This window comes from Alkalihalophilus pseudofirmus OF4, assembly GCF_000005825.2.
GTDB lineage: Bacteria > Bacillota > Bacilli > Bacillales > Bacillaceae_D > Alkalihalophilus > Alkalihalophilus pseudofirmus.
Window position 1 is genome coordinate 155777 of the sequence record NC_013792.1, and the last position, 19708, is coordinate 175484.

Annotated in this window: 18 protein-coding genes; 2 read left to right on the forward strand and 16 right to left on the reverse strand. The window is 36.2% G+C overall.

All coding sequences use genetic code 11. From position 1 onward, the window contains the following. Window positions 1–33 precede the first annotated feature (33 nt). The 8 genes from BPOF4_RS19955 to BPOF4_RS19995 form a co-directional block, all read right to left on the reverse strand. Entirely contained in the window at window positions 34–1341 is a 1308-nt protein-coding gene (locus tag BPOF4_RS19955; protein ID WP_012961061.1) for an amidohydrolase family protein, read from the reverse strand. 1038 nt (window positions 1342–2379) lie between these two features. Further along, window positions 2380–2628, reverse strand: coding sequence for a hypothetical protein (locus BPOF4_RS19965; protein ID WP_012961063.1), 249 nt, complete (start codon window positions 2626–2628; stop codon window positions 2380–2382). A 100-nt stretch (window positions 2629–2728) separates the two neighbouring features. Continuing rightward, entirely contained in the window at window positions 2729–3169 is a 441-nt protein-coding gene (locus tag BPOF4_RS19970; protein WP_012961064.1) for a hypothetical protein, read from the reverse strand. 25 nt (window positions 3170–3194) lie between these two features. Beyond that, window positions 3195–5036, reverse strand: a complete 1842-nt coding sequence (locus BPOF4_RS19975) for an LPD1 domain-containing protein (protein WP_148229614.1) — start codon at window positions 5034–5036, stop codon at window positions 3195–3197. Between the two features lie 361 nt (window positions 5037–5397). Further along, window positions 5398–7170, reverse strand: coding sequence for a phosphoadenosine phosphosulfate reductase domain-containing protein (locus BPOF4_RS19980; RefSeq protein ID WP_012961066.1), 1773 nt, complete (start codon window positions 7168–7170; stop codon window positions 5398–5400). 140 nt (window positions 7171–7310) lie between these two features. Next, window positions 7311–7787, reverse strand: a complete 477-nt coding sequence (locus tag BPOF4_RS19985; RefSeq protein WP_012961067.1) for a hypothetical protein — start codon at window positions 7785–7787, stop codon at window positions 7311–7313. Window positions 7788–7799: 12 nt separating this feature from the next. After that, a complete protein-coding gene (locus BPOF4_RS19990) occupies window positions 7800–8939 on the reverse strand; it encodes a RecB family exonuclease (protein ID WP_337999217.1) in 1140 nt (379 codons plus the stop codon). Further along, window positions 8920–9258, reverse strand: a complete 339-nt coding sequence (locus BPOF4_RS19995) for a hypothetical protein (protein ID WP_012961069.1) — start codon at window positions 9256–9258, stop codon at window positions 8920–8922. Before BPOF4_RS19995 ends, BPOF4_RS19990 begins: the two co-directional genes overlap by 20 nt. Before the next feature lie 440 nt (window positions 9259–9698). Here BPOF4_RS19995 and BPOF4_RS20000 point away from each other — a divergent pair, with 440 nt between their 5' ends. Both BPOF4_RS20000 and BPOF4_RS20005 read left to right on the forward strand, forming a co-directional pair. Then, the gene (locus tag BPOF4_RS20000) at window positions 9699–10031 is read left to right on the forward strand and encodes a DUF4257 domain-containing protein (RefSeq protein ID WP_012961070.1); all 333 of its coding nucleotides are present in this window, start codon (window positions 9699–9701) and stop codon (window positions 10029–10031) included. A 44-nt stretch (window positions 10032–10075) separates the two neighbouring features. Beyond that, entirely contained in the window at window positions 10076–10360 is a 285-nt protein-coding gene (locus BPOF4_RS20005) for a hypothetical protein (protein WP_012961071.1), read from the forward strand. Window positions 10361–10464: 104 nt separating this feature from the next. On the opposite strand, the gene BPOF4_RS20010 is transcribed toward BPOF4_RS20005, so the two are convergent. The 8 genes from BPOF4_RS20010 to BPOF4_RS20040 all read right to left on the reverse strand — a co-directional run bounded on the left by BPOF4_RS20010 (window position 10465) and on the right by BPOF4_RS20040 (window position 19519). Beyond that, window positions 10465–11637 (reverse strand): DNA methyltransferase family protein, encoded by a 1173-nt coding sequence (locus tag BPOF4_RS20010; RefSeq protein WP_012961072.1) that lies wholly within the window; start codon window positions 11635–11637, stop codon window positions 10465–10467. A gap of 122 nt (window positions 11638–11759) precedes the next feature. Continuing rightward, window positions 11760–11906 carry a hypothetical protein gene (locus BPOF4_RS22320; RefSeq protein ID WP_012961073.1) on the reverse strand — a complete coding sequence of 49 codons (147 nt, stop codon included), beginning with the start codon at window positions 11904–11906 and terminating at the stop codon, window positions 11760–11762. Between the two features lie 110 nt (window positions 11907–12016). Continuing rightward, a complete protein-coding gene (locus BPOF4_RS20015; protein ID WP_049779960.1) occupies window positions 12017–12640 on the reverse strand; it encodes a JAB domain-containing protein in 624 nt (207 codons plus the stop codon). Window positions 12641–12739: 99 nt separating this feature from the next. Further along, window positions 12740–13195, reverse strand: a complete 456-nt coding sequence (gene ssb, locus BPOF4_RS20020; protein ID WP_012961075.1) for a single-stranded DNA-binding protein — start codon at window positions 13193–13195, stop codon at window positions 12740–12742. A 45-nt stretch (window positions 13196–13240) separates the two neighbouring features. Beyond that, a complete protein-coding gene (locus BPOF4_RS20025; RefSeq protein ID WP_012961076.1) occupies window positions 13241–13528 on the reverse strand; it encodes a hypothetical protein in 288 nt (95 codons plus the stop codon). Window positions 13529–13740: 212 nt separating this feature from the next. Beyond that, window positions 13741–15615 carry a group II intron reverse transcriptase/maturase gene (gene ltrA, locus BPOF4_RS20030; RefSeq protein ID WP_012961077.1) on the reverse strand — a complete coding sequence of 625 codons (1875 nt, stop codon included), beginning with the start codon at window positions 15613–15615 and terminating at the stop codon, window positions 13741–13743. 734 nt (window positions 15616–16349) lie between these two features. Then, window positions 16350–17402 carry a CHC2 zinc finger domain-containing protein gene (locus BPOF4_RS20035; RefSeq protein WP_012961078.1) on the reverse strand — a complete coding sequence of 351 codons (1053 nt, stop codon included), beginning with the start codon at window positions 17400–17402 and terminating at the stop codon, window positions 16350–16352. A 677-nt stretch (window positions 17403–18079) separates the two neighbouring features. Further along, on the reverse strand, window positions 18080–19519 hold the full coding sequence (locus BPOF4_RS20040) for a hypothetical protein (RefSeq protein ID WP_012961079.1): 1440 nt from the start codon (window positions 19517–19519) through the stop codon (window positions 18080–18082). Window positions 19520–19708 lie beyond the last annotated feature (189 nt).

Sequence of the window (19708 nt, forward strand, 5' to 3'; positions counted from 1 at the left end):
ACTTTTTGGAAATCAGCTCTTTTATTTTTATGTCTAAGCCATTACTAATTCTGGTACGTAGGCTTTAAAATGTAGTCTGTTTTTCGTTTCATCCATATAACTGAAAGGTTTAAAGGATAAATTTTCGAGTGTAGACAGGTAGTTACAAGATCTAAGAGGCACAAAAGAAGTCATATCCCATATCGTCTTTCCATTAAAACCAATGGCACGAATATTATGCATGAGTCTATCAATTGTATATGAGCCTGCTGCTACGTATCCTTTTCCCTGGTACCACAAATTGTTCCCCTCAATTTTTTCCAATGGTTGCCCACACATTGTGTCTGTATCGATGCGGTCTGTCATTGCAATAATCCCCTTAGAACCAACTAGTTCAACAACCCTTCGAGCAATTTCCAAGTCAACATGCTCACTATCAAAATTCATACAGATTGTTAATAGTCCTTCTGCAGCTCCTCTAATTAGAGTACCTGGGACTTGTCCAACCAGTTTGTTTATATTATCTAGATTCCATTGATTAAGCTGAACATTATTCAGCCCTTCTATTCTGATTTTTCTTTCCTCAGGGGTTCTCCAACTGTGTCTAAAATTGTTAGGCATATCATTGAATAAGTGGTCAGTTAAGACTGCATCTGGTCCAGTATAATTACTACGCTTTTGTGCTATTTGTATCACTTGCATAATGAGCTTTGAAGTTTCTTCTGGATATGCTTTTTGAAAATGACCTAAGGCGGGTTTAATACCAGCTTCTACAAGGGTATCCACGATCCATTCTAGGCTTGGATGATCTTTGGTTATGAATTTTTTTAAATAAGACTTCTCAGTCATGGCATCTGGAGAAAGCACAGTATAAATAAGTCCGTACTCTCCACAAGATGCAATCTTGTTCCATTCTTCTTTTGTAGGAGCCCAGTTACCTTTTTCTGGTGTGCCTGCAAAACTTGCTAATAATGGTCCTTCTAATGATATCCCTAAAATATTGGGATACAGACCTGTTTTCTTTTGATCATGGAAAGTTCGCATAAAACATACAAATTGATCTAATTGGTTGTGCGGAAGAAAGATGGAAGGAATACAGAAAATGCCTTCTTTTTCTGCTAATGAATTTATTTTTTCAATATCGAGTTCATCTAAATTACTGAAGTCATAATCCCCAATCCCGTGACAATGGAATTCTACGGGAAGGGAAGGAACTAAATACGAACCAGATTTTTTAAAGATACCCTCTTTGGCGATATCGAAATTTTCCCATCGGTTGTTTTTATAAGATATATTAGCAATTTTCATAACACCATTTGTTTCAAGATATGCTGGACTAATAAATGACGAATTTTGCTGCATTTGTAAATCCCCCCAAAAAGTAATTTTCATATTTGTAATTTATTTACTTTTACATCCTACAGTATGGAACGGGTACCACATCAATAGGTAATTTGTTAATTAATTGTAAAAAACATCATGTTTTTGGGGGCAGTATATAAAATGGTTTATTCAATACTTAAATTATTTACGAAGAGTTGCAATTTCTATTTCTTTCTCCACAAGAGGAATCCACAATTAATGTAATAATCTGGAAATATCTACTACTTTTAGTTTTAAAGAATAAGGCGCATTATTGTTTTGTAGCCATTAATATATTTGTAGTTCATTCATTTTTCCAATACCACCAGTAAATACTTATAGGTAATGGACACTGGTCGTAACGCCATTTTAAAGAGAAACTACTTTTTGTCACGCCGACCAGTGAACTTCTTAAGTGTAATTTGTGGTACTAGTTTCAAGTCAATAAAAATATATTTTAAGTTCTTTAGAGTTCAATTTTGGTGAGAAATAAAAATCAATCTTAGACCAATAAAGAGCAGAAGGCTAGGAATTTGTAACAATTTACAGCTCCTACGTTTGATGCTGCCTGATCAAAGATGTTATATGGTAATTCCAAACCTCGTTGACTTGGAAATAAAGTTTTGTTATTTCAGTATTTACAATAAGTATACCAAAGTATTTCATCGCATCTTTTTCGTGATTTTATTCAAAATATCGCAACTTTTTTATAAACATCGTTACTTTATTTCAAAGCCGCATCAATAGCTAAAATGGTAAATAATGAACCTAATGATACTAACCAAAAACTAAATGTAAAAAATATGGCTATATTGTTCCAATTGTTCATTAATCCCTCTGAAAATAGCAAAAAAGATAAGAGCGTAATAGTAAGGAGTAAAAGTACACTCAGGAATCCTTTAGTCATTTCGTTCACCTCCATTGTTGACGTTATTCTTTAAACAAAGTTATAATAAGGCTACAACTTATTACTAAGTTGTTCTTTTTAAATGGTTTTTTTGGTGTAGAGCGCAAGCTCACTGACCCCTCAATGAGCGCTCACTCATTGAGGGGTTTATTTTTGTTTTTTTCAAACTGATTAGCTTTGTAAATTTCAAGCAGCGCTTTAAGATCTCTAGATAGACCGAACGGTTTTAGATTTTCTAGATCCCTAATAATTAATTTCAAATCATAATAAAGATCATTTTCTTTTCTGACACTCAAATCTAAGTAATAAGAAGCTACTTCTATATCAGTAGTTACACCTAAATTAATTAAGTGTTTGACGGTATTAATTAATCTACCCAAAAACGATACCTCCTAATAAATAAAAAAGCACCCATATATCCATAAAAGGACATATGAGTGCTTCTCATGATCTAACATTCCGTTAATTAAGTTATATTTATTATACTGCTTTATTATTCATTTGAAAAGCAGATAGGTCCATTATATTGCCCTCAATCCATCCCTGTTTTGTTTCGATAAACCAGTCCATTAATATCCCTTCTAATTGTGAATCTAATTCTCTTAAATTTTTTGTAATATACGAGATAGACCCATAGGTGATATTTTCAGGAACTTTTAATACTAAGGGACTTTTTAAACGGTCAAATAAAATGGTTACAAGAAACGTTTGATCTACTTTCTTAATTTCTTTAATTTCCATCCAAACGTTGTTAGTATTTACTTTTCTTTTTTCCATACGAGTTAAAAGTAATTCTATAAAGCATCTAATTCTATATGCCCCCACTTCATTATTAATGGGTGGCATAGATAGTGAAACTGCTGCTTCTCCAGTCGTTCGCTCCATAAAATCTGCTATATCTTTAAATCGAATTGTTCTCATAAAAATACCCCATTCTGTTCTAAGTTTATACAAAGAATTCTTTTGTTAGAAGTTTAATATACACATCCATCGCTTCATTTATCTGTTTTCTCTCTAATTCTTGTGGGAACACAGGATCATTTACGCGAGTACCTGAAACAAGATAGTCATTCTTACGTCCAATCTCTTGAAGGCGATCTTGGATATAACTTTCAAATGCTCGTGCAAACATTTCTCTACCGGATGACCAATATTTACCTATTTTTCCTTTATCCATAGAAATAGAGTGCTGAAAATAATTACTTCGAAATACTGGATAAGGAATTGTTTCAACGCGTTGTTTAGTTTGCGCTTGATGATACCAGGCTACCGCTTGAGCTGCCGTTAGCCGATTTCGTTTATAAGCACGAATCTGCTGGTTGCGTCGTTTTGTTGCATAATTATTACCTTCCATCAGAATCAACTTATCACCTTTTGAGATGTCATACCGGCGACGTAGGTCGTCATCTACGATAGAGAGTACAAACTTTAGGTCTCCACTTTGCGTATAAGCTTCCTTCCAAGCATTTGGTAGTCGGTACGTGATCCCATCTTCATTTTTATTCTCGATGTATTCTACTGTTTCACCAGAAAACATTTGTTTTACAAGTGCCTGCCGCGCTTGTTCTACTTCAAATGAGCAAGCTGATCCTAATGTATTTTCTGATGCATACCCAAGTGATTCAGGCTTAAACGAATGGGAAGCATCATAAATAAAATGGTCCAAAGCATGAGCGTACTCATGTGCTAAAATGGCTAACACACCTTTATCTCGTGTTAAATTAATGATTTTAGCTAAAGGTTCATAATGACCAAGGGCATTCCCTGATCCCCTTGCACCAAATGCCATACTCAAACGACCATTTAATGATAATTTATCATCCTTGATTTTCAATATATCAGCAAGATCAAAAAAGCTTTCTGCAGACAAGCATAAATGTTCACTAGCTTTTTTATCAGAGACGTAATGGCCGTATTCTACTGATCTAAAACCAAAATTTTTTATTAACCCTTCTGGTTTAGTGAAATTTGGTGTACGACCACCTTTTCTCTCAATTATATCCGGGATCTGCCTTTTCCACTTTTCGGATCTCTTCTTAGTCTTTTTTGAAGTAGATGGAGTTAAAACATCATCCCAGGTAGTGTAACTAGTAAAAACCTTATTTAGGGACTGTTTACGACTATCATACTTTAAGAAGTAGTTAGTAAACTTTTCGCCTAAGATAGTAAGAGGTTTCTGCAATACTACTTCAGTAAACTCCATCTGCTTCTTAGCTTGCTGTAAATTACTGCTAGCTTTTTGGACCCTATCTTCTTGCCCCCCTGCTAAAGCGAGGGTGTATTCTTTCTCTGCAAAATCTACGTAACGGGTAGCTGCTTCCATTCCTCCACGCTCTGCTCGTAGTCGAGGAGTCCACTCATTATGAAAATCCTTTAATTCATTCAAATTCCTCACAGTATTCAAGTGTTTTTGCACTTCCAAAAGAGCTCTAGTAAATTGTTGCCGGCTTTCTTCAGATTGGTTCTTAGGGCTAGCATTTATCCGCTGCAGTAGAAGTTTTTTTATCATTGCTACTTGTGGCTCAGTTCCCTCTTCTTTTTCTTTTTCTAAGCTAAATGAAAGAAGGACCGATTTCGTAACTGCTTGTTCTGCCAATAGTGGAGATTCTTTTTCAAGTATATTTAAAATCTCTAAACTAGGTCGCTGCTCAAATCGTTCACGAAGCTGATGTTGCTCTTTTCTAGACCCTCCAACAAGGTCACCAACATCATAAGAAACTCGGTTATTTTGTTGCTTTTCAGTGCGAGCTACCTTAATGTTTTGAGGTTTTCTCGCAAATACATTCACTGGGTACTCCTCATTAATAAAATCAAATAGATTTGTTTGTTCCATGGTGCCCTCTCCTTTTAAATGGTTTTAATGAAAAACTAAATACTCATAAGTCCTAGACACTTACGAGTTACATGACGCAGCATGTTAAGTTGGTGTAGAAACGCAAAAAAAGCGCCTCATCCAAAGAAACTCACCTCTAAGAAAAGAGGTTTCACCTAAAGGTGGCGTTTCGCTTGGATCAAGCGCTTTGATTTAAAAATATTACTTTTCCGCATGGAAAAGGTAACTAAACAATTAATAAATGAATATAAGGTTATTATATCATAAATCTGAAGACAAACTCACGCTTGGCGGGAGTTTGTCTCTAAAATTTTGATTAAAACAGCGGTATAGATTCTCCACTTGAGACTAGTGATAGATCCACTTCATAAGGTGGAAAATAATCTATTTGCTCCGTATTCTTCTCCATAATCTCATCAACAACTGATACCAATAAGTAGTCTATTGCTGCTTGTTTACTCTGACCCACCATCTGATAGGGTGCTTTAGAGAGTGGTGACTCAATAAATAACCACCTAACTACATATTCATTTGCTTCTTTTACATTATGAATATTGGGATCGCATACAATAAAGGTTGCCGTATTATATACAATATTTTGATCTTTGTATGCCTTATTATCAAAATAACAGAAGATGCTTCTCCTCGTTTTAGTCTGACGTTCTTTAATGTATTCTACAATCTTACTATCACCATATTTAAATGGAACTTCGATATAGAAAATAGGGTTTGAATTGGTCGTTTTTGATACATTAACTGACCAATCTTCTCTTAATACAACTGCACCATCATATTGATGATTCCGAGGTTTAATCATTGAGTTACTTATATCATAACCTTCTTCCTTCCAGGAACTTAGAATTGCTTCAACTTCTTCTTCTTCAATCAGCTGATATCCACATTCTTGTTGAGCAAACAGCAATTTTTCTAAAAGTTGTACCCGGAGGTTGATGTTAAATCCGCCGGGTTCGTAATTCCCTCGATGCGCTCGTTCATAATTTCTATAGTACTGGTCGTCTTTACTTAAACCGAAATCTAACAAGCTTGTTTCATTAGATGGATTTCTTAAGGTCTCTAATTTTCTCTTTACAGCAGCTCTCCTTAGAGGCTCGCGATAACGAACGTCATTAGTGACATCAAATAGGAATGCTTTCCATTCAGCTAAATATGCCATTTCTTTATGGCCAGTTTTAATAAGACCTTCAATCATTTTGTCATTTCTGCCTGCATAAAGACATGTCCAGCAACCACTACGGCTATTTTTAGATCCGCAACTTTTAGAATCTTTTAGTTGATCCTTCGATGTATATAATGGGCATTCTTCAGAACCATCAACATACAATTCCACTAATTCCATTACGGGGATACCCCAAGGAAGTAAAGGACTTTCATATTGTAAATAGGCCCATAAATCAGACTCAATCACCTCTTTAATAGGATGATAGACACGCAGCTCCTTAAAATCTGAATGCTGAGCAAATTTCCCTTCTGTTTGAAACTTCTTAATAGACTTCGCTCTTTTAATTGATTCACCCTCCCTTACCCCAAGCAATAATGTAGCTTGGTGCTGGGTATTATTAAAAGTGAATGGTTGAGCCGAGATAATCTCATGGATTTTCTCATTCATTGGGTCAATTTTCATTTTTTTTGTACACCATTGAAATGGGTATCCTCCGTAAGGTGCTATGACTCCCCTACCAATTACATTCCAAAAAAATGACTGTTTATATGTCGGTTGTACCAAATGTGCCTTAATCCCAAGAGGTGATCCGTTCTTAGCAATTGCATTCAGGCTTCTCTTTAGATAACTGGTCATCTTATGACTTTCAACTTTGGTATCTGAACTTATTACGTGAATGGTTTTATTGTGTTGATGTGGTTTCAGATCTATTAAGACTTCCCATACTAGGCGAAGAAGTAAAGAGGAATCTTTTCCACCACTAAAGCCAATCAACCAGTCTTTCTCATCTTGTAGATATTGTTCTCTAATATGATCTTTAAGCATATTGAACCTCATCCAAAACTCCCCTGTTTCCATTTCTTCAAGGATGCGAAAATCCTCTTCTGCTTGTAGTTGTTTACTATTCAATTGTTTTCCTCCTAAAAAAACAACAGGAGACACCATTGTGCTCCTGTTGTTTTAAAAATTCTATTCAAATGTTTAAACCTGTTCTTCTTTAAGGAGACTGCTTGATACTTAAGCAGCATATTCAATCTTATCCTTCATCTTTAGAACAAGGTGGTCTGTATCCACTCTTTTTTAGTTTCAATAAGCACCTCTGGCGTTTCTTCTATAACTGGCTCTGGCTCATTATCATATAACTCCTCATAATCGGAAAGCCATACTAACGGATATTGTCCGCATAATCTAGTGCAATCGCGATCACGATACACCAAAGCATGTGTCTTTCTACATTTTGCATAGTGAATTTCCTCAGTTAATGATAAGGCTTTTACTCCAGGAACCTTTCGCACTTTATATATAACGCCCTTTTTTAATCCTAATTCTTCACTAGTAGGGTACGAGGCCGTTGTATCCTTGCGATCAGTCACCTTGAATAACTCTTTTCGATAAGCACCAAAATGGGAGGACTTATTATCAAACTTAGAAACGTATACATGATCATCACCATGCGGAAAGATAAAATATTCTTTCCCCTCTATAAGTTGTAAACTACCTTCTGAGTCTGTACATATTGCTTTCATTCATAGCCCTCCTTATTTAAAGGTTAATGTTTCTCTAGGCTTAGTCCAGGTAACAATGGCTTCAAGATCTCCGTTCTCATCTTCTTTCAACCATTTTTCCACCGACTGCGTATCTGGTTTTATTACCTCCATTAAATTTAAATCATAATTTTCCGCATAGATTGCTAGCTTTTCCACATCCACTTTGGGTTTTGGAACAGATTCATTCATAAACCATTGCCCGTTTCCTACAGTGATATTCCCCTCTGCTTTTACCCACTTTTTCAGGCCACTTTTGAGATTTCTTAGGACTTGCTCCTGCTCCAATATAAAGGAACCAATTAGTTCTGCTTCTAAAGAATCTTTTGGTATACCATCTGAAGGAAGATCGTGTATATAATCACCTGCACAAAGCGATACAAAAGGACATGTCTGACAGTTTGAACGTTCTTTAGTCTTTTCCCAGTCTAAGCGGTTTAGGGCATTTTTCATTTCAATAGTGGTTATCGTATCTTCCAACCATTCTTTTGCTTCAGTCATATCATCTTGAGTGATCACTAAAGATGAAATCATTTCTTTCTCTTCCTTTATACGAGGAAAGATAAGTTTCCCAATGAAATTCTTTCCTCCCATTCCTCTTCGCATTTGATGAAATAGATAAGCATATACTTTCAACTGACGACTTTTTTCGGCTTTAGTGGTTGTCCAACCTGTCTTAAAGTCCCAAATCTCAGTAGTGTTTGTACGGGGATCATCTATAATAATATCTAAGTATCCTTGTACTAACCCTTTAGCTGTTTTAACCTCTAAATGTAATTCAGAGGTGACATCTACATAAGAATCCTTCGGTAAAATGTCATATACTCGATACAGCATCCACTCAATAAATGTTTGCTTTTCTCCATGAGGTAATTCTCCCTCCTGATATACGGCATAACTTATCGCTTCATCTGGTGAGTACCCCTCCGTAATCATTAACTGAATAGCCAAGTGAAAAATTTTCCCTGTCATCATAGGTGCTGACGATGGTGTGGGTCTACCCTCTACATACTTGTGGTAAAAACTTCTTTGACATCGCTCAAAGGAAGTTAACCTTGAGTAACTCCACACATCGGCTGTATAAGACTTATGAGGTGAACTCGTTGTTTGCTCTTTAGGAAACAACCGAAACACCTCCAACGCTTACAAGATCAAAAGGGTCATGTAATAATAAACCGGAATGAAGCTCAATGAACCCTAAACCTCTCATATTTGAGTAGCAAAAGGGGATATGAATTAACATAGGACCTTTCACTTTCAATGATAGAATCTCTAGCAACTCCTCTACCCCAGTCATACTACCCTCTAGCTCTGCAATAACCGGAAGCATTGAAATGTTTCGGAAAGAGCCGTCTTTCAGCTCACACTTCGCTAAAACTTCTCCGCCTCTAAAATACTTGTAAAAAATGCGGTCACCTTCAATGACCTGTACTAAACCTGATCGCTCAATCATGTTCATTCTCCTTTTATATTTGTTTTTTGGTGTAAAGACATTAAAAAACGCCTTATAAAAACGCCAAATACCCCTGAAAAAAATCAGTTTTCCAGTAGGATTAGGTCGCTTTTATAAAGCGTTTAATGATAAGGATCGTCTACCGCATGGTGACGTAATAGAATGATTAATAAAGGAAAATATATCTTTATTATACCAAAACTATCGTAAGATGAGAACCGCGTGCTTCTACCCACGCCCAAAATAAATTACTGTGGGTAAAGATTTTCTTTTTCAAATAATGTATACTATTGAATATATTACTTTTATTTTTTATTTAATTAATTCCAAGCGGAATTAACATTCTAACGAACCAAACGTCTATTTGAGATGATTTTTTGTGCCTTTTTTTGGCCAAACACGTCTTAAATAGGCGTTTTTTTTATGGAGGTGAAAACATTATGAATATTATTTATGCTGGTTTAATTGGGGCCTTTTTAGGACTAATCTTTCATATGATTAGAAATAATAAGGAAATCAAAAAGCCCAAGAATAAACAAAACTCATTCTATTTAGGGTTTATTTTCGATATGGTGACAGGTATGTTTGGTGCGATTCTTATGATTACAGTTATTGCACCCATTCACTATACAGAACTTGATGTATTCTTACTCAGAACCCTCGTAGGTGCAATTATTGGTGAAGGAATATTAACCCACCTTGAACTTAAGAAGAAGGATTTAGTATCAAAACATCAAAATACCATTGATGACAAATTAGATGATGAGCTTTAAAAAACATGGTACAATTTAGAAAAGGTCAATAGGAGGGTGTCTCAATGACACATAACAACAAACCAACACTTCGAGACATAATGACGAGTGAGGAAAAAGACCATCTACACAAACTTCGGAGCAAACTTAACGAAGCAGACACTATTAGAGAAGCCAACCAAATAAAGAAAGAAATTGACAATTTTCTTAATCAAATTAGAGAAAATTATTATAAGAATCAAAGTGGTCAGGAACTTTCGGCTACACGTGAGCGGGAATTTGTCATCTATGGAAGACGAATGAAACCCGATTTCACTTTAAGAATTAATGGCAAGAAGTATTCTGTATAAACCTATTGCGCAGCAATCGCGCAATAGGTTTTTTTAGTGTAATCCAATTACCATAAAAAAATAACCACTACTTGCTTTGCAAGGTAGTGGTTATTTTGAAAGCTTTAGAATAAGCTTGTTTGTACATATTGCTTTTTACTTAATGTTTCTTGCAATATGTCCTCGATTTGAGGTTGTTTTACTTGAAAGGTTTTCAAGAACTCTTCATTGCTTTTATCTAACTTGATAATCCGATCCTTGTACTCTTTTCCAAGTTTAACGCTAAAAGGTGGATTTGATAATGTAACATCAAAGCCAAATTCTTTTGATTGAGCTGCAACAATTTTGAATCGTGTTTCTCTATCTAAATTGGACCAATTCTCTAATTGATCCTGATATTGTATAGCTTCATTCTTGCGTAAATCATAGGGTCTAATAAAGACATCTACCCTCTCCTCGCTTTTCTGAAAAATCTTCTCAGGAGCCACAAATTCCCCCATTAGACTATCACCACAAAATATTCGAGTATCACTATTAAAGACAAAGAATTTTTCCATCCGCTGCTCTTCTTTATTGGCATGTAAATTCATTATCGGAACAGGGCAGTATAACAACCATGGAAGGTATAAAAATGCCTGTATGCAAGAGGCCTTAATCAATGTCAGGTTTAATTCTGTCCCAGTTAAGTTTAGTGAGTTCGTAGGTAATAACATGGCAGCAGCCCCTAAACACGGTTCATAGACACTATCAGTCCGCTTCGGGCTAATCATAAGATTCATAGCCTTGGTCACTGTCATAGGGGTTGGGAAATAATCTAAAACTCCTCCTACACCATTCATTTGAGTGAATTGAGATAAAACATCACAAGGATACTCCCAAAATAGATTAATATTAAATGTTTCATAAAGACGCCTCCAAGCTTTATTAGAAAGCGAAGGTTTTTCAAACCAGCCAATTCCCAGGCTGTAACCAATCCAATCTAATAATTGCTCCATGCGTCTCCCATCTTGATAGATGATTTCTAAACATTCGTCTAACATCTTTTGTACAGGTTTAATAATCCCTTCACCAAAGGAAATGGAAGGAATTATATCTGATTCTAGTAGCTCTCCACGATCAATAATTGATAGCCATTTAGACCAACGACCGATCAGTAAGGATTCGCCTTGAAACGCCACCCCTCTTAACCAGCCAAATTCAAATGAGTCTTCAAAACTTTGCGGTGGTTTAGTAGAGAGGGGATGTAATAAGGTATAAGTCATTCTTTCAAAATCTGATTGTTTGAATGTGTGTGTCATATAGATGCTCCTTTGTTTTAAATGAAAAATAGCGCCTTCCCTACTAGTGGTAGGAAAAGACGCTATTGTTTAAGAACATGCCGCTCAACATGTTCTTATTAATCTCTTTAAATGAGTTTTTATTAAATTTCTGCAATTATTCTAGACTTCCCAGATTTTAAAGCATAAATTTTGTTTTCCAATTTATATAAGTATCCTTTCTTTTCACAAAAACCTAAAAAGACACTTTGTTTAAATTGACGTAGCTTTAAGTAATCAATGTTTCCCATAATATTCTCCTACACAGACTCCTGCCACGAAGCAGCAAGAGTTCTATGCCACTTCGTTTTATGCCGGAAGGGGAGGCAAAATAATAATAAATGGTTTATATAATAATAAATTAGTTGAATGTACCCTCATTTATTAGAGAAGAAAAGGTACCGTCGCCTATAATCACATGATCAAAGAATTCAATATCGACTGCATCGCAAGCTGATTTGAGTTTTTTAGTTACAACCAAATCATTGGTCGAAAAAAGTGCTATCCCGCTGGGATGGTTATGAACTGCGACTATTTTTGCAGCTGATACACGCAAAGCTTCTCGTAGAATAATACGAGTATCAACAAGTGTTGAATCGAGGCCACCTATTGAAATGGTCTTTTTTAGAATGACATGATTTTTAACATTTAAGAAAGCTACACAAAATCTTTCTTCTTGCAGATATCTCAATTCTTTAAAACACTCGTAGATATCGTTTGGAGATGTTATGGTAAAAGGCTGATCTGCCTCTTTCTCGTTAGTTTTCTTACATAACTGCATAGTCCAAAACAGTTGCTCTGCAATGTACTCGTTGCACCCTAGAGATAAAAAGTCTAACTTACTAAAATTTACAAGTTCACGTACCCGATATTGATTTATCTTTTTAGTAACTAAAGGGTAATCCTTGACTAATATACGTAAGATTTCATGGAAGCTTAACTGCTCAATTCTATCAGCAAATAATGAATGGTTTCGAGCCAACATTTTTTCTCCTTCACGCCCTCTTGCCTTGAGACGGCAAAAGAACGTACCGCCTCTTATGTGCCGGAGGAAAGGCAAATTTGATTATCACGAGTTCATTGATTAAAAAGGTAAATCATCTGAAGGATTATCATTTGAACCATATTGTGAAAATGGATCGTCATTAAACTGCTTTGATTGATTCCCTCTTGACTGCTCTCTTTTTGATCCTGGATTAGCTGTGTTGTTGTTATTATTACCTCGCGGTTCTAAGAACTGCACACTCTCCGCCACTACCTCAGTAACAAACTGTTTTTTTCCTTCATTATCATCATAACTTCTTGTCTGGATTCTTCCATCGACACCAGCTAGGCTACCTTTTTTAAGATAGTTTGCTACATTTTCAGCAGGCTTTCTCCATACCACACAATTAATAAAATCAGCATCACGCTCGCCATTCTGGTTACTAAATGTACGATTAACCGCTAGTGTAAAGTTTGCTACTGCAACTCCTGATGGTGTATAACGAAGCTCCGGATCTTTTGTTAACCTACCTACTAAAATCACTCTGTTCAACATTATTCATTTCTCCTTTTAAATGGGTTTTTTAATTACAAAAAATGTCTACCAAACTTGGTTAATGTTTTCTAAAGTAACTGCTCGACGTTGTTTTGTTAATAAGTTTACTTCTATCGGAAGTTTACGATTCTTTAGCAGATCATCAAGCCCTTTACCATCATTGGCATTCCAAGTCCAAAGGTAAGTGGGAATCCCAGCAGCTTTACTTTGTTTGGCAAAATCAATCACATGATCAAATACTTGTTGATTCTTACCATCCACAGAGTCCTCTTTCGAAAGAGCGTCGGTATCGTAAGCAATAATGTGCTTTTTAGTACCAAACCTTACCAACATAGGCAACACATCTTTAAAATATAATGCATCCCTAGTCCTTCCAATGTAATTGGTTAGGATTTCGGGGTAGCATTTACCCATTTCGGGTGCGATAGGTGATGTTCATCTTTTATCCTATTGAGACAGTCAGATTACTTATTTTCCCCCGCTTCACACCGTACGTGAGAGTTTCCCCTCATACGGCGTTCCATCGGACATTTCATTAGTTACAACTAACCTAGAGCTTTCCTAAATTTTATTATTTTCTTTTGTATTTTATCTGATAGATAACTTATATCTGACGTTCTTGCAGTCACTTTCTTATGGCATTTCATATGAAGTGACGCGAGATTTCTTACCTTATTTACCTCGTTTAGAGGTAATTTTGGATTAATGTGATGAACTTCTAGTTCAAATAGGCTCACGCTGTCCCCGCATATTTTACATTTCCCTTTATCTCTGTTATATGTGTATGGCCTGTTCATATAATATTCGAAGTTGTAGAAAGTGCCTTGTTTTCTGCCTGTTCCTATCGCTTCAGATAGTCTCTCGGAGAAAAAGCCATCCATTCTATCCATTGGTTTACGCTTATTCAATCTCTTGAAGTAGAGCATTCGACCTTCCGGTGTGTATGGAGTTTCTTTCTGGGATTTTATTTGCGGTTGTTTAAAATTACTGAAATATAAATCTGTTAATCCGATTTTAACTTCGTCAATTTCGATAGTTGGAATGGTTAGTTTGTACTTCTCGTGTACACTCATTAGATTGTTTGTTTCGTTTGCCGGAGTCCATGTTGCTCCGAATCTACTAAGTGTGTACATTCCAGTTTTTCTTAAGTTATTGGCGTATTTTTCAAGGGATTTAGAGATACGGCTTGCGATCTCGTAATATTGAATTACACCTCTAATTTGAGAATTTACCTTATTGATAGAGTGAGTTATTTCCCGTTTACCATCAGTGTGTGTTCTCTTAATGGCTTTTAGGTTTTTTCGGATTGTTTGGATTTTTATTTCAAGCCTTTTAGGGTCAGGTTCAGTTCTTGTTACCCATCCATTCTTACCTTTTCCATTCTTGACTTGTTTGAAATGGAAACCTACAAATTTAATCGCCTTTTTCTTTATGTTTGTTATCAAGGTTTTTTCCTCTGAGAGTTCAAGTTTTAATTGCTCTTTCAGATGTTTGGCGATACGTTGTTTCCATTTGATAGCATTCGCTTTTGAATTCGTTATAAGAACCCAATCGTCTGCATATCTAACAAAGTGAGCTGGTTTTAGGTTGCTTGCATTTTTGAGAGCTCTGTATTTTCCATCTAATCTTGAATATTCATGTTTGGTTTCTTTATTTTCCCATTCTCTAGTAATCCAATGGTCTAATGAATCCAAATACGCGTTTGCAAGAAGCGGTGATATGATACCACCTTGTGGTGTTCCAACAGTAGTCTGCTCTGCTTCTCCCAATACCCCACATTGAAGCATTGCTTTAATTATCATTAGGACTCTCCGATCTCTGATACCCATACTGTAGAGTTTCTTTATTAAGATGGTGTGGTTGACATTATCAAAGAATTTCTTAATGTCTCCTTCGACCACCCAGCAGTAGTTGGTGTCGTAAGCGGTGTTAGTAACCTTAGATAGTGCATGTTCAGCACTTCTGTAGGGTCGAAATCCATATGAGTGACTAAAAAACTGGGCTTCTAAAATGGGTTCGATAATCATTCTGATACATTCCTGGATAATTCTATCGATTATCGCGGGTATACCTAAAGGTCGCTTATCTTTGCTAACTTGTTTGTCAATATGGACTCTTCTGAGTAATTTTGGATTGTACGCAAGAAAGCATTTGCGAACTCTACTTATTACTGATTCATAACCATCCTGTAAGATGTCATCAATAGTTTCTCCATCTGTTCCTTTTGTATTGCTACCCTTATTAGCTTTGATTTTGTGTATTGCGGTTAAAATGACTTCGTCGGATTGTATTATTTCTAGTAATCCTTTAAAACATGGGTGTTTTTTTGAGTCTTTGTATTCTTTGCTAATAAGGTATAACTTGTCCAAAAGTTTATTTAATTCAGATTCTGTTTTAGGAATGTCAAGTTTTTGGACCATTGGCGTCACCCCCTTATTGGAGTTTGCCATTTGGCTTTAGTCAGTTATGCACAACGGCTTCCTTAACGCTAGGTCGTGTCTGTAACTAATTACTATCCCGACTATGCCCCTTCGCTCCACAGGAATTACCCTGTCTCTACACTACTACGGGCTGCTGCCACTCAGATTAGAAGGTCATTTCCTACCTTCGAGAGTCATTGAGTTTCACCACCATTAACATCCTCTACTGAGCTTCAGTTGTTCCTCATATCTTAGCCTTACATAATGCCTTAGCCGCCTCTTTAACCCGTCAACCGCTCTTTTTCCCTTGATTGGGGGGAGCAGAGCAAATGGCTTTTACTAGCCAAATACAGTTTTGATAGGAAACAGTATCATTACTGCGATTGAGATCTCCAATGGAGACGCAATATCTTGATTTTGATATAACGGCGTTATCGAGTTTTTATGTCGAGGTTTCGTCGGTCCTTATGGACATCCTAGGCATAGCATTTTTATGGCCCCAGACTACTTCGCTAACCACTTCTCAGGTCTACTTTTCGCCAACTTTACCGAGCTTCGTACCATTAACTGGTGAAAGTTAATCGCACGTCGGATTCTTAGGGTTTTTAGACTGCCAATCTTCAGTCCGAACGACCACTTCCAGTCGTTCTTATCAGATATAAAGTTAGACAATGGTATAACCAATGTCCCTTGCTTTTATTAAGTATTTCTACTCAACTTTGTGCAAGAACAACTCACACATTACCTACACCTGGTACACCATCAACTAATGTCTGAAGTATATTAGCAGAGAGTTGAGACTTGTGTTCCCCTTCTGTACTAATTACAGTATCTGTAGAAAAGTAATCTTGGATGGAGTCACCAACATGCCAATTCTGTACAACATTGGTTGGCACAGTTATGTTTAAAGGCGCACCGGAAGAAGCTCCATATCTTCGCAATAGATATACTTCGCATGAAGTATCATCTGAATTGTCATAAGAACTAAACCAAATATATTTTGGCTTTCCTGCATCCCTGCGAATCCTCATTCGATACCACTGTCCAATTTCATTACGTACTGGAATAAAGTAGCCATCTGTAGCATTAATCGACCATTCCCATACTAGTCCTTCAGCTGATTTACTTGCTCTTTGCGAAAAACCTGGAATATGTTTCAGATCGAATCCTTGTTGATGGAGAGATTGAAGAATATCTTGTAATTCTTCTTTATTAGGAACACTTCTTAATCCAAACAATTTGATCTCTTCATTGGAATACCCACGACTCTTCCATTCTTCATAATGATGCGCCCTAATAGGACATAATGAAAGAAAGGACCGGTATAGACGGTCACATTCCCCATCGTCTCTAGGCTCTGTTTCCTTTGGTTTATAAACCTTTGTACGCTTAACGGGAGCAATGGTAGCTTTTTCAGAGCTTCCATCTGTGTATTTCAATGATATGCCCATTAGAGCAGCAACACCTTTTACACTACTTAAGAAATGCTTTTTGGGATCGTACTCACCGTTCTCTGTCCAACTGTAATATGCAATAGAACTGTTTCCCCCACATCCGCAGCCTCCACCTCCAAAGCACTTAAAGATATTTTTGTAAGGCTCAATATAGGTGTCAGGTGTCCGCTCAGATCCATGATTAGGGCTGGGGCAAAAAATTGCGTATTGTTTACCTGATCGCCTAGGACTGTGACCAAGTTGTTCAGAAATATCCAATATAGATACATCTAAAACTTCTTGAATAGTCTCCTGGCTAATCCTTTTAAATGGTTTTTTTGTTTCTGCTGTCATAACAGAAATCTCCTTTCGTCATTGTATTTTGAGCATAAAAAAAACACCCATCCCAATGACCAATCACATACTCAAATAAGAGTTGTAGATTAGGCACTCGGATGAGTGTTTGTAATAAGGAAGTCCTATACCGCATGGTTTAGGTGAAAATAAAAAGGAAATAAAAGAACTATAGGTGAATTATAACATATCTTTCTATTAATTGTGTAGCAATTAAATATAACGAAAAAAGAGAGAATACTTAATAAATATATATAGAAGAAATACGTTTAAAACCTAAAAGCGTTTAAGAAGACTTCGTTTAAGAGATTCATTTTTTCTTAATAGATTAACGTTAAGAGCTATTATTATAAGATAAAACCCTAAGAGTACCCTCGATTGGAAACGCTTCATATATTATGTAATCCCAAACCAGATTAAAGCTAAATATTATAATTCCGAAAGGATTTTGAACTGTTTATTTTAGTGGTAATCTCATGCTAAATAAAGGTAATGTTATCAACAGTTTTACGCACTTGTACACGGAACTAACATTATCCACATTTTTCTTTTTGGTTTTTTAATATTTATGAGAATCGATCTCTACCATAAGCATGGTTTTATATATCCTAAAGTTTGTTTTTAAAAATTACAGCCATGACAAAAAGCCCTCTTTCTTCCATTTTTTTGAAAGAGAGCTAAGAAAAGGATGGACTTTCCCATATTTTCACTATGAATTCATCGGCATGATAGGAAAGCTGATATCTTGGCTGCATTTTGTCCTCTTCTTTAGCCGTTTTAATCACCGCAAGCAACCAGTCATAACATTCTTTAAGTGAGAACTCGCCTTGCGCATAAAAGAATTCAGCTTTACGTACAAGAGCTTTGAAGGAGTTAGGCTTTATTCTCTCCTGGTATGCTCGTTGTACGATCACTCCCATCTCTTTTTCCTTGCCTAAAGGTCCATAGGTAATATAGTCATCAATATAGACTTCATCAATCCTTGTTCCATAATCTTTTAAGGCCTTTCTTGCTTTGCTAAATGCTTTCCTCATATCCTTGAGGTTGATCACTCTTGATAAGTTAACCGCAAAATGATGGAAAGCCTCTTCGCGTTTTATAGGATCGTTATCCTCAGTGACATATTGGTCAAAGTCATATTCGTAGGCTAAATCTATAATGTTCCGTTCTGATTCTCTACGAGTTTGCTTTTTGATAAAATCTGGTATTGAAGGGTATTGCCCTGTTGTTTTTATGTAATGAGCTAATTCACGAATCATATTACGAATGACTCGATTGCCTATACGTTTAAAGAGGTGAATAAATGCTCCAATCTCACCAGCTAGCTCCCCGATACCCTTAGCATCAAGTAACCTTTTAATAAAACCTACTTTTCTCGGGTATCTAATGGTGGGTTCTAGCGGATCACGCAAATGGGCTCCTGTCATTTTACAATGGTAATCTTCATGAACACAGCAGACCGCTTGGTGGTAAACACCCTTCTCTTTTTGTATATATCCATAAGTAAAGAAACCGGCCTCGATTAATTCATCCATTGAAGATTGGATTTGCACAGGCAAGGACTTTCTTAAACGTGTATATAAACCCTTTTTTCCTTTTAAAGTCATATGAATGATTTGCTGTTTATTTTCTTGACGCATAGCAACCAAGAAAAAGAGCTTACGCGCACTTAGAGTCAACTTTTGAAAAGCTTGACCGAAAACAAGTTGGTGGATGGTCGCAAAACGTTCAGGCTTGCCGTCTTCTTTTAGGAAGTGTTGTAAAGTATAGCTATACAAATCTCGGTCTTCACAATAACTCTCTTTAACTAACCCTTTTTCAATGAATCTTTGAAAAGCATCGTAAAACTGCGATGCAGAAGATGGGTTTGTAAAATATGCTTTGTAACGAGTATAGATTTGATTTCGATTGGTATAACGAATTACTCCATTCGTGTTACAAATTTTATGCAAAATGATCATCAAGTCAATCTCTGTAGGTGTCACTCTCCCAATTGCTTCCATATCCTCTAAATGTAAGCCGAAGGCATGTTGAAAAAATGGAAAGCTTATACGAATAGGTGTCTGCAACGATGTCATTGCTTGATTCGTTTGATCGGCTACCTTAGATTGGCTCATTTAGTTCACCTCCTTTCTGGAATGAAAAATAGTAGTGGATTACCTAGTCGCACACTTGAAAATGTATGAAAGGTTACGTATAATAAAAGTATCTAAAAAAGACAAAACTAAAGACGACCTCGCAACCTATTTTTTTGCGAAGTGTTTGATAAGTATTTAGTTTTTTACGACTAAACATTCATCTTGTTG